Below are 11,681 nucleotides of genomic sequence, written 5' to 3' on the forward strand. Positions count from 1 at the left end.
CGTAAATAAACCTGCTAAACCAGGATTAGTATTCCATAGTTTTGCAGAACATAAAGATTCACCAAAAGTTTTAGTAGCACAATATGATCGTGAAAACAAAGAAGATGTTATTGAAATTACAGTTATTGGTGGAACAATTAGTCCTGAAGCACCACTTTATAATGATTTAGTTGAATTAACACCAACTAACCCTGAACAATTTAGTTATTGGGCAGATGAAGATGGACAAGTTGTTTCAACAAATCCAAACTATGTTATTTCAGCATTAAAACCAGTTACTTTAGAAGCTGTGTATGATGAAGACTTTGTAGCAAAACCTTCTGTATATCTCTTTAATGTATCAGGTATTTTCGAAGGCAAACAAAGTTTTTTAGGACATGTTAATTTAGTAGATGGTTATGAATTAGTTGAATACGGTTTATTAGTAAGTACTGATGTTAAGGTATTAACATTTGAAAATGCTACAAAATTAGTATCTAGTGCTATGTCACCAGCACATGAATTCTTACGTTCTTTAAATGAAGGTACATATAAATCATTTAGAGGTTATGCAATCTTTAAAGGTACAGATGGATTAGTTACTGTTTATAGTGAGAATAATTTTGTAAAAAACAGCGCTTTAGCATATCATTTTGATTTTAATGTAAGCGAACAACCAAATAATTATGGTTCTGAAGATAATGGATATGTGTCAAGTTATTCATATAAAAATTTGGTTGATAGCAGTGATTTTATAATAAGTTTCAAAAGAGTAGCAAAGAATAAAGGAGGGAATTTTAACTCTGATGCACTGGTTATATCACCAAGAGTAGATCAAGGTGGTGGAGAGTCTTATGCTGAATTTGACTTTGCTCATCGAGTTGATGGTGAGTTAACTTTCGAAATTGGCTATTGGAATGCTACTGCTACTTCATTATTCACTGTATTCGAAGTTCAGACATGGAATAACAATGAATGGATTACACTTAAAGATTTATTACCAGAATTGAGTGGTACTACAATAAAGAATATTTCACTAAGCATTGGTTCTACTAAGATTAGATTTTACGCTGAGTCAGAAAATTCTGGTAGTAACAATGCGAGAGTTCTAGTTGACAATTTAATGATTTCAAGTAGTGCTGATTCCAAAGCATATAATGTAGACTTTAAAGTTGATGATTCAATTCATTTTACTCAAGCTATTATTAGACACGATAAATTAGATAAACCAAGTAATCCTACAAAAGTAGGTTATGAATTTATTGGTTGGTTTGATGAAAACGATGTTGAATTTAATTTTGATACACCAATCACAAGACATATGACTTTAACTGCTAAATTTGAAGCATTACCTCAATATACAGTTTCATTTAACTTAAATGGAGGGACTGGTGATGATGATTACAGTGATCAAGAATTATTCCTTGGTGATTTAGTAACAAAACCAGCAGATCCAACAAAAGAGGGATTTATATTTGCGGGATGGTTTGTAGATAATGAGACATTCTTAATTGAATGGGATTTTGAAAATACCCAGGTAGATTCGGATATTATACTATATGCAAAATGGGTTTCAGCAACTACAGAATATAAAGTAACATTCAATTCAAATGGTGGTAGTGAAGTTTCTTCACAAACCGTAATTGTTGGTAACAAAGTAACAAAACCAGCAGATCCAACAAAAGAAGGATTTATATTTGCGGGATGGTTTATAGACGATAATACATTTGAAAATGAATGGGATTTTGAAGAAAACATTGTTATAGCTGATATTACTCTTTATTCTAAATGGATTTTACTAGAACCAACAGTAGTTGAATATATTTTCACATCCAAAGACTGGCGTGCTGATAAATATGTTGATGGAATAAAAATTGGTACTGAGAATTGGACTAGTGGTAAAGATGGAAACCAATATCAAAGTGGGAGAGGAGTTCAGGTTACTTCCGGTGCTTCTGGAGCAAACGGAACATCATCGATTGAATTTACAAATGTTGTGTCAATTGAAATTACATATTCAACCAATGCATCAAGTGGGGCTGGTAAAATTAAGACATTAATTGGTGGGGTTGAAGTACAAAACTTTACTGTAACAACATCAGGTGGAATTACCAATAGATCTGCAGGAATAGTAGAAGTGGACGGATTAAGTGGTAATATCAAAATTGAAGTTACAACAACAACAAACTCAATCTATATTTATAGTATAAAAGTAAAATATTTATCGAATTAACCCCTACAGAAGATAATGAAGAGCCACAGATAACACTTAACCCAGCATATACTAACAATCAAGTTAAGCTATCTGTAGGGGATGAGTGGAACCTACCTATTGTAACTGCTATAGATAATGTTGATGGAAATATAAGTCACTTAGTAGAAGTAGATTTGAGTTTAATTCAACCATTCTATAACAGTACATTAGGTAAATATGTGTTTTCATTAATCGGGGATTATGAAATTATATATAGTGTTTCAGATGAAGCTGGGAATATAACTACACTTGTATTAACAATTGTAGTAAGTGAATCTTCAAGTGGAGAATTTGAAGGTTATTATGCATCATTAAGTGGTTTAAGTGGACAAGCTTTAGTTGATGAACTATATAGAATCCTTAATGATACTGGGCAATATGAAACAACTACTTATGGCCAGGCAAGATATTATCTTGGAGAAACTGATCGATGGGTTACATATGATTCAGATTACTTATACTTAATATATACAGATACTTTGCGTACATCTAAAGATAGTGGATTTCAATTTGATGGATACGCATCACCAATATGGAATGCCAATAACGATGGAACACAATCCACTTGGAATAGAGAACACGTTTGGGCTAAGTCACTTTTTGGAACAGGAAGCTATGATCCAAGTGATAATACACGTGGTATAGATGCCGATTTGCACAATCTTCGTGCAGCTGATACAAACGTTAACTCAACAAGAGGTAATAATTTATTTATCAACCAAGTATATGTTGCTCAAGGATTTGGTAACTATAGTGGTAAATGGTATCCGGGTGATCATCATAGAGGTGATGTCGCTAGAATCATTTTCTATATGGATATAAGATGGGGGTCATTAACCAACATTTCAAAGATTGGTGATCTTCAAACATTTATCGAATGGCATAAAGCTGATCCAGTCGATGAATTTGAAATCTATCGAAATAATAAGATATATGAGTATCAACATAATCGAAATCCTTTTATCGATCATCCTGAGTTAGTTGATATGATTTACGGTAATTAATAGAATATAAACCTCCAAGGTTGAATTAGCTTTGGAGGTTTTTTCAAATCGAAGGGGCCATAAAAATGAAGAAAATCAGTTTAATTTTTATCTTAAATATATTTTTATTGGTATTATTTGCGTGTAACAATAATACAGTTTTAACGCGCTTAGATACACCTAAAAATATAGTAGTTGATAAAAATCATATAACTTTTGATAAAGTTCAATATGCAGAAAAATATATTATTAATTTAAATGGTGTTAACCATACTATAAATACGAATGAATTTACTATTAATGAAGAAGGTGAATTCACAGTAAGAATTAAAGCTTCTGCAGAAGGTTATTTAGACTCTTTATTAACTGAAGATATTTTTGTTACTGTCAAATTTTTAAATTATCCGGATAATATAAGAATTGAGAATAACCGTATTGTTTATGATTTAGTTATAGGTGCTGACAGTTATAATATTAAGATTAATGATACTATATATAATACTGCTAAAGATATTATTCCTTATTTAGAAGAAGGAGAATACAAAATTCAAATCCAAAGTGTATCTAAAACATTTGTAGATAGCAAATATTCACCTATTTTATCAATTGTGATATCAGGAGATGAATATTTACATACAAAACATCAATATCGATATAGTTTTAAATCTGAATTTGATTTACCACTTTATCACTATTTAAAATCAGTTAATAATTTAGTTTATGAATTATATTTAGTAAAGGATAATAAAGAATTACAAATTGATAAATCAAACACTTATGTTAAAGATCAAATTGTTTATTTAAAAAACGATTATATTAAATCACTTGATAAAAATACACAGAATTTCGTTTTACGTACAAATCTTGGCGAACATGAAATTGAACTGATTATCAATGAAAGAGAATTACCATATGTATATAGTGATTTAAGAGTTCAAAATGATTATTATCATGATGTTATCTTTAGAATTGAAAATTTTGGGTATGAATTAAAAGAAATTAAGGTTTCTGATCAAACAATAGAAAAATATACATATCAAAATAATATTTTATTAATCAAACAAGAATATATAAAAGAATATTTTACTAAAAATGAATCTAAAACTGAATTAGTATTAAACTTAATATTAAAACATGAAAATGGTAATTCGATTGTAATTATCTTAGTTATAAAAAGATAAAAAGCCTATGAAAATATAGGCTTTCTTCATGTTTAGTATTTAAATATACGCGATTATTTTATGATATAATTGTTTTAAAGGGGCGATAGAGATGGTTAAAAGGGGCATCATTTTATTTTTTTCATTGTTTATCTTAATAGGTTGTTCATCAAATGAAAAACCTATTGAAAGACTTAACACACCAAGAAATTTAGAAATTCATAAAGATGTATTAACGTTTGATCCAGTCGATAAAGCAACAAGTTATATTTTAAATATTAACGGTGAAATGATTGAGATTACTGAAACAACCTATACATTTTTAGAAGAAGGCGAATATAGAGTTAAAGTTAAAGCTATTGCAGAAGGTTTTTTAGATTCGCTTTATTCTCAAGTTCTTGAATTTAATATGATATTTTTAGATTACCCTAAAGACATCCAAGCAGTTAATAATAGAATTGTTTTTGAACCTGTAGAAGGTGCAGATAGTTATAATATTGAAATTAATGGCGTTGTATATAATTCTATATTAGATATTGTTCCATCATTAGAAGTTGGTACATATCAAGTCCGCATTCAAGCGATTTCTGATCAATATGTAGATAGTGATTTTTCTCCGGTTGTAACAATTGATATACTTGAACACCAAAAGAAAATTACTTCAAATGAATATACATATAGTTTAAAATCAACATCGGATTTATTGATATATGATTATGAAGAAAATGAAATAATTTTAAGATATGATGTAAGTTTGATTACATATCACATGTCACAAACTTTAGAAACAGTAGTTTCAAATATTAAAGATGAAGTTTATATAAAAAATGATGCTTTTTATATAAATAGTAAATTCTTAATTAATTTACCTCAAACAACGAAAGCGTCTTATGATAATACATATACAATACGCCTAACAACAAATCTTGGACAACACGATATAACGATAAAATTCAATCAAAAAGATACGGTTTACTTGATGAGCGAAAGTATTGTTACATCTGATTTTAAACACGATGTTAAATTTATCTTCGATGTGTTTGATTATACATTAGATAAAATTACATCAAATACTTTTGAAGTTAAAGATCAATTTACATTTGAAGAGGGTATATTAAGGGTAAATATTGATTTTATTACGAATTATTTTAAAGAAAATCCAGGTGTTAAAGAATTAAACTTTAAAGTTGAATTTATTAATAAAGATAAAACATCAAATGTTTCATTTAATTTAAGCATTAGAAGATAAAAAAGGTAGGAAATAATCCTACCTTTTATTTTGCTTGTTTTGGTTTGATTGGATAAATACCAGATACTGGAATTGAGAACATGAATCCAGCACCTTGGATGTCTGATTCACTTAAAATATCATGAATTGATTCAATGATTAAATCTTTTTTACTTAAATCACTAATAACTGTGAAAATTGTTTTTGAACCTTTAGTAGAAGCAGATTGTTGGAATGGACCTGATAATAAGAAATTAAATCCTTCCTCACGCATAATTGCACGAGCCATACCTTCAGAATCAAGAATAGTAGCACCACGTACTTTAAGTTCTAACATTTTCCCTAAAATTTTATCCATATAGGATAAGTCGTTAACAACGATAAATAAAACTTCCACCTATGTATCCTCCTTTAAGATTATATATGTGAATCATCTAATTCAGATGGTTGGTTTAAACGATCAAGTGCGTATAGTTCTCCAGATTTTGTAAGTGAGTACTTAGCAAAAATTGGACCCATTGTTTCATAAACTAAAATTGATAACATGATAATTGTTGAAATTACAGGATAGAATGATCTCATTTGTGAGTATACCACAACTAAAAGACCAATTGAAACCCCACCTTGTGGTAAAAGTGCAATACCTAAGTATTTTTTAACTGTAGGTTCGCTTTTAACAATTTTAGCACCAATCGCAATACCAAGAATTTTACCACTACCACGAGCGATAATATAAACGACACTAATACCTAAAACTAAAATATCTGAACGAATTACACCTAAATCTAAACTTGCACCTGCTAATACGAAGAAGATAACAAAGAATGGTGTAGCTAGATCGTTAATTGAGTTGAAGTTTGATTCAGGTTTTTTAGCAATATTAGCGACCATTGAACCAACCATGATGTTTGCTAGTAATTGACTAAATTCTAAACCAAAATCTTCTAGATAATGGTTTAGTAAATAAATAGATCCGATAGTAAATAAAATAGCAGTAATACTTAATACTTGGATATCGTCTCTAATGGATTTGAAAAGGTTAGAAATTTTAGATAAGATAAATCCAATGACCATACCAAGGATGATAGAACCAAATACTTCAATAAATGGTTTTGAAAACATTAATGCCGGGTTTGTAATTGTTGAATGTCCCGCAAGAATTTGTGCAATTGAAATAAAGAATCCGAAGACAACAATACCATAAATATCATCTAAAGCTGTAATAGGTAAAATGTTTTTAGTCACTGGACCATATGCACGGTATTGACGAATAACAAGTAATGTTGCAGCGGGAGCAGTAGCAGCACTCATACTTGCAAGAATCATTGCAAAGGCTATGTTATTATTTCCTAAAATTTGATAACCAGGTTGAATAATTTCTGGTTTTGGTACAAGAAGCATAGCAATAAATACTAATGCTACAGCACCTAATACTTCAAATGTTGTTAGAATAATAACTGATTTCCCCATCTTTTTGATGGATTTTATTGCGAATTCACTACCAATAGAAAATGCGATAAATGCTAATGCAATTTCACTTAAAAACTTTAAGTTTTCATTATCTTTTGGTGTGATAATACCTTCGAACCCTGGAAATAGTAACCCCCAGCTTGGTCCAAGTAAAAGACCTAATACTAAGTAACCACTAACATTTGGTAACTTAAATTTTCTAGCGATGATGGCACCAATAAAACCAACAGCTAAAACAATTGATAATTTAAATATAAGTAAATACGTTTCCATGCAATTATCCTCCTTTTTACAACTTTAGACATGAAAAAAAACGTACAAACATAAATGTTTTATACGCTTAATGACTCCTATGAGGTTAGCTGACGGATTCAGGACATTAAGTATCCTTACAATAAAATATTGATTCACCCCAATAAATGGTTCCCCCACTCAAAGTATTTTGTTGACTCGGAGTTGACACTATAATTATACATTTTTTGAATGAAAAAGCAATGAAATTATATCATCGCTTTTACATTCGTATTATTCATATCTTTAAAGTATATGTAATTGTAGTTAATTGTGTATGGTATGTTGTTGTTTTTTAAAGACTCAATAAGGTTAGTAACTTCATTTTTTGGAATATGAAATTCATATTCAGTTAAACCAACTTCCAAATCTAATTTATTAGGTATTCCAGTACCTTGCCAAGTGTTAAATCCAACATGGTGATGATACCCGTGATCAGAAACAAAGAAAGCTTTTGGACCATATTCCATGGTTGGTTTTAAACCTAATACATCTAAAAAGAATTTTTTACCTTTTTCGATACTTGAAACATAAAGATGAATATGTCCCATAATTGTACCATCAGGGATTTTAGTAAAGGGCTCATTTGCGGCACTTTTAATTAAATCTTCATAGTCTAACATAAGGTTTTCTGCTTGGTCAAATGGAGGCCATTTTTCTTTTGGTTTATCGGCATAAATTTCTATACCGTTACCTTCTGGATCATCTAAATAAAATGCTTCACTAATACCGTGATCGGAACCTCCTACAGCAGGAATTCGATTTAGGATAACATGTTTAATGAATTGTCCTAAATAATTTCTATTTGGTAACAGTAATGCAAAATGATAAAGCCCTGTTGAACGTCTTTTTTCTAAAGCATTTGGTTCATGAATTAATGTTAATAAATGTACGTTTTGATATGTACCAAGTTTATAAATATTGTCTTCTTTTGAGATCAATTTAAGGCCAATTGCTTTCTCATAAAAATTTAGCATGGCATCAATATTTTTAACGATCAAACTTACATTTTTTACATGTTTGATATTTTGGGTATGAAAGTTTTCCATCATAAAAACCCCTTTCTAATTTCAATTATAAAATAAGGGGTGTTTTTTATTGGAAAAAAGGCATTTTTAGAGCGTATAAAATATGTAAAAACATCGATAAAAATAAGAGTATTTATTTAAAATAAAAAGTTGTTGACATCACCTATCAATAATGATAGAATAGTAACGCGTGTAGACACACCATAGTGGAAGAAAGAATTTCGTACCACATACTTATAGATAAAGAAGGAGGTCGTGTTATGGCAAAGAAAGTCGTTAAACAAGTTAAATTGCAAATCCCTGCAGGAAAAGCAACTCCAGCACCACCAGTTGGTCCAGCACTTGGTCAAGCTCAAGTTAACATTCCACAATTCGTTAAGCAATTTAACGATATGACTCAAAATATGATTGGTTACATTGTACCGGTAATTATCAATGTCTACGATGATAGAACATTTGATATTGTTACTAAGACACCACCAGCTTCTGACCTACTCAAGAAAGCAGCTAAAATCGAAAAAGGTGCTAAAAACCCTAAGAAAGATAAAGTTGCTACAATCACTAGAGCACAGTTGGAAGAAATCGCAAAAACTAAGATGCCAGATTTAAACGCACACACTGTTGAAGCAGCAGCAAACATCATTGCGGGTACTGCTAGACAGATGGGCATCACAATTACTGAATAATTTAGAAAATTAAACGTTTCTAAATTGTGGGAGGAAATCCCGTTATACCACATTTAGGAGGAATATCATGAAACGAGGAAAGAAGTACTTAGAAGCGATCAAACTAGTTGATAAGACTAAGAAATATTCTGGCTTAGAAGCTGTTGATCTAGCTAAAAAAACCTCTGTTACTAAGTTTGATGCTACAGTTGAAGCTGCATTCCGTTTAAACGTTGACCCAAGAAAAGCTGACCAAAGTTTAAGAGGTGCTATTAGCTTACCTCATGGAACTGGTAAAGACGTTCGTGTTATCGTTGTAGCAAAAGCTGACAAAGCTAAAGAAGCTTTAGCAGCTGGTGCTGATGCAGCAGGAGATGTAGAATTAATTGAAAAAATCAGTGGCGGTTGGTTTGAGTTTGATGTTATGGTTGCAACACCAGACATGATGGCTCAACTCGGTAAATTAGGTAGAGTATTAGGTCCTAAAGGATTAATGCCAAACCCTAAAACTGGAACTGTTACTGTAGACGTTGCAAAAGCAGTTAAAGAAATTAAAGCAGGTAAAATTGAATACCGTACTGATAAAGTTGGTAACATCCATGTTCCAATCGGTAAGGTTTCATTTGAAGCTAACAAATTACATGAAAACTTACTTGCAATCTACAATCAATTAATTCGTATCAAACCAGCAACAGTAAAAGGTACATACATTCAAAACATTTCCGTTTCAACAACAATGGGTCCTGGTATCCATGTTGATGAAACATTAATCAAAAAGTAATAATCAATAATTAAATCATTATAAAGATAAATACCTAAGACAGTAGCTGATCAATGGATCTTAATTTGCTACCGAGGAAAAATCATCTGGAATAAATTTTTCTCTCTTTTTGTCTTATGGATTTGAAGAGAGATTTTATTTTTTTGAGAAATAAAATCGAAACAGAAACACCCAAAAGGAGGCAGACATGCAAAAAGAAGCTATTCTTCGTAAGATTCAAGAAGTTGAAACATTAGCTGAAAAGTTTAAGAACTCTAAGACTATTGTTGCTTTTGAATACAAAGGTTTATCAGTTTCAGACTTCACAAAATTACGAAACACTTTAAGAAAAGAAAATGTAGAAGTTAAAGTCTACAAAAACAATATCACAAGACGTGCTGCTCAAGTAGTTGGGTTCGATGATTTAGTAGGCGGACTTGTTGGTCCAATCGCAATTGCAATTTCATATGATGACGTCGTTGCACCTGCTAAACATGTTTTCGAATTCGCTAAAGAAAACAAAACGGTTGTGATTAAATCCGGTGTTATTGAAGGTAAAGTTGTTGACAAGAGTGCTATCATTTCATTAGCAAGCTTACCATCAAGAGAAACTTTATTAACACAATTAGCTGCTGGTTTATTAATGCCAGTACAACAAGTTGCAGTAGGTTTACATATGCTTACTGAAAAAGAAAATAATTAATTAGAAGGAGATTTAGAAAAATGGCTAAATTAACAAAAGAAGCTTTCGTTGAAGCTTTAAAAGAAATGACTTTATTAGAAATTAAAGAATTAGTTGATGGATTAAAAGAAGAATTCGGTATCGATCCAACTGCTGTTGCAGTTGCAGGTCCAGCTGCTGCTCCAGCTGCTGCTGCTGAAGAAAAGACAGAATTCGATGTTATCTTAAAAGCTATTGGCGATAAGAAAATCGAAGTAATTAAAGTTGCTCGTGCAGTTACTGGTTTAGGATTAGTTGAAGCTAAGACATTAGTTGAAACAGCTGATGCTAAGATCAAAGAAAAAGTTAAGAAAGAAGAAGCTGACAAAATTAAAGCTGACTTCGAAGCTGCAGGCGCTAAAGTCGAAATCGTTTAATTTTACAAAAAAATATTTAAAACCTGAGGGATTACCTTCGGGTTTTTGTCGTTAAAAAGGGAGGTATAAAAATGAGTCATTATTTTCAAAATGATGAAAAATTAGATAGTAAAGAAGTCATGTTTACTGCCTCCCTTTTTAATATGCAATTTAAATTTTTTTCAGATAAAGGCACCTTTAGTTATGGTGAATTAGATTATGGATCAAAACTATTAATCGAAACCGTTACAATCAATCAAGAACAAACACTCCTAGATATAGGAACAGGAATTGGTGTGATTGGTATAGCTTTAAAAAAGAAATATCCAACATTGGAAGTCACAATGACTGATGTGAATTTAAGAGCGTTAAATTTAGCAAATAAAAATGCGAAATTAAACAATGTGGATGTAGAAATTTTTGAATCGGATTTGTATTCTAATATCGATAAAAAATTTGATTTGATTATTTCAAATCCGCCAATCCGTACCGGGAAAAAAGTGATTTATACACTGTATAAAGAAGCTTTTCTTCATCTAAATGAAAAGGGTTCTTTATGGATTGTAGTACGCGTTCAACAAGGTGCAAAATCAACGGTAGAATATCTAAAAACCATATTTAATACCGTAATTGTTGTTGAAAAAAGCAAAGGTTTTTATATTATTAAAGCTTCAAAATAAAATTATGTAAAAAATCTGTTTAGTTGACATATTTGTTAAAAAAATGGTAAAATAATAAAATGCATAGAAATGGACTTTTTATATATTCATATATATAAAATGAAGC

General features: G+C 30.6%; 12 protein-coding genes, 1 riboswitch and 1 other annotated feature. Of the genes, 9 read left to right on the top strand and 3 right to left on the bottom strand.

Annotated features, from left to right (window positions below; genetic code table 11):
• The 4 genes from T434_RS06470 to T434_RS0101685 all read left to right on the top strand — a co-directional run.
• A partial coding sequence (locus tag T434_RS06470) for an InlB B-repeat-containing protein (RefSeq protein ID WP_035358059.1) occupies nucleotides 1-2,212 on the top strand: 2,212 nt, incomplete at its 5' end.
• A gap of 155 nt (nucleotides 2,213-2,367) precedes the next feature.
• A complete protein-coding gene (locus T434_RS07380; protein ID WP_162150610.1) occupies nucleotides 2,368-3,237 on the top strand; it encodes an endonuclease I family protein in 870 nt (289 codons plus the stop codon).
• Between the two features lie 65 nt (nucleotides 3,238-3,302).
• Nucleotides 3,303-4,397 (top strand): hypothetical protein, encoded by a 1,095-nt coding sequence (locus T434_RS0101680; protein WP_026399630.1) that lies wholly within the window; start codon nucleotides 3,303-3,305, stop codon nucleotides 4,395-4,397.
• A gap of 124 nt (nucleotides 4,398-4,521) precedes the next feature.
• Nucleotides 4,522-5,625: a hypothetical protein gene (locus T434_RS0101685; RefSeq protein WP_162150611.1), complete on the top strand. Its 1,104-nt coding sequence runs from the start codon at nucleotides 4,522-4,524 to the stop codon at nucleotides 5,623-5,625.
• A 25-nt stretch (nucleotides 5,626-5,650) separates the two neighbouring features.
• On the opposite strand, the gene T434_RS07385 is transcribed toward T434_RS0101685, so the two are convergent.
• The 3 genes from T434_RS07385 to T434_RS06485 form a co-directional block, all read right to left on the bottom strand.
• Complete coding sequence (locus T434_RS07385; protein ID WP_051614304.1) at nucleotides 5,651-6,001, bottom strand: hypothetical protein; 351 nt, start codon at nucleotides 5,999-6,001, stop codon at nucleotides 5,651-5,653.
• Nucleotides 6,002-6,021: 20 nt separating this feature from the next.
• A complete protein-coding gene (locus T434_RS0101695; RefSeq protein ID WP_026399632.1) occupies nucleotides 6,022-7,347 on the bottom strand; it encodes a cation:proton antiporter in 1,326 nt (441 codons plus the stop codon).
• A 59-nt stretch (nucleotides 7,348-7,406) separates the two neighbouring features.
• Nucleotides 7,407-7,540: riboswitch (cyclic di-AMP (ydaO/yuaA leader) on the bottom strand.
• Between the two features lie 34 nt (nucleotides 7,541-7,574).
• Nucleotides 7,575-8,417, bottom strand: coding sequence for a VOC family protein (locus T434_RS06485; RefSeq protein WP_084301024.1), 843 nt, complete (start codon nucleotides 8,415-8,417; stop codon nucleotides 7,575-7,577).
• A gap of 236 nt (nucleotides 8,418-8,653) precedes the next feature.
• Between T434_RS06485 and rplK the strand changes: the two genes are divergently transcribed.
• The 5 genes from rplK (at nucleotide 8,654) to T434_RS0101725 (ending at nucleotide 11,575) form a co-directional block, all read left to right on the top strand.
• On the top strand, nucleotides 8,654-9,079 hold the full coding sequence (rplK, locus tag T434_RS0101705; RefSeq protein WP_026399633.1) for a 50S ribosomal protein L11: 426 nt from the start codon (nucleotides 8,654-8,656) through the stop codon (nucleotides 9,077-9,079).
• Nucleotides 9,080-9,143: 64 nt separating this feature from the next.
• Nucleotides 9,144-9,839, top strand: coding sequence for a 50S ribosomal protein L1 (rplA, locus tag T434_RS0101710; RefSeq protein ID WP_026399634.1), 696 nt, complete (start codon nucleotides 9,144-9,146; stop codon nucleotides 9,837-9,839).
• Nucleotides 9,840-9,854: 15 nt separating this feature from the next.
• Nucleotides 9,855-9,987: a sequence feature (ribosomal protein L10 leader region), on the top strand.
• A gap of 39 nt (nucleotides 9,988-10,026) precedes the next feature.
• Complete coding sequence (gene rplJ / locus T434_RS0101715; protein WP_026399635.1) at nucleotides 10,027-10,521, top strand: 50S ribosomal protein L10; 495 nt, start codon at nucleotides 10,027-10,029, stop codon at nucleotides 10,519-10,521.
• Nucleotides 10,522-10,541: 20 nt separating this feature from the next.
• On the top strand, nucleotides 10,542-10,916 hold the full coding sequence (gene rplL, locus T434_RS0101720; protein WP_026399636.1) for a 50S ribosomal protein L7/L12: 375 nt from the start codon (nucleotides 10,542-10,544) through the stop codon (nucleotides 10,914-10,916).
• A gap of 71 nt (nucleotides 10,917-10,987) precedes the next feature.
• Nucleotides 10,988-11,575, top strand: a complete 588-nt coding sequence (locus T434_RS0101725; protein ID WP_026399637.1) for a class I SAM-dependent methyltransferase — start codon at nucleotides 10,988-10,990, stop codon at nucleotides 11,573-11,575.
• Nucleotides 11,576-11,681: the final 106 nt, after the last annotated feature.

The sequence above is a fragment of the Acholeplasma equifetale ATCC 29724 genome (assembly GCF_000687735.1).
GTDB lineage: Bacteria > Bacillota_I > Bacilli_A > Acholeplasmatales > Acholeplasmataceae > Acholeplasma > Acholeplasma equifetale.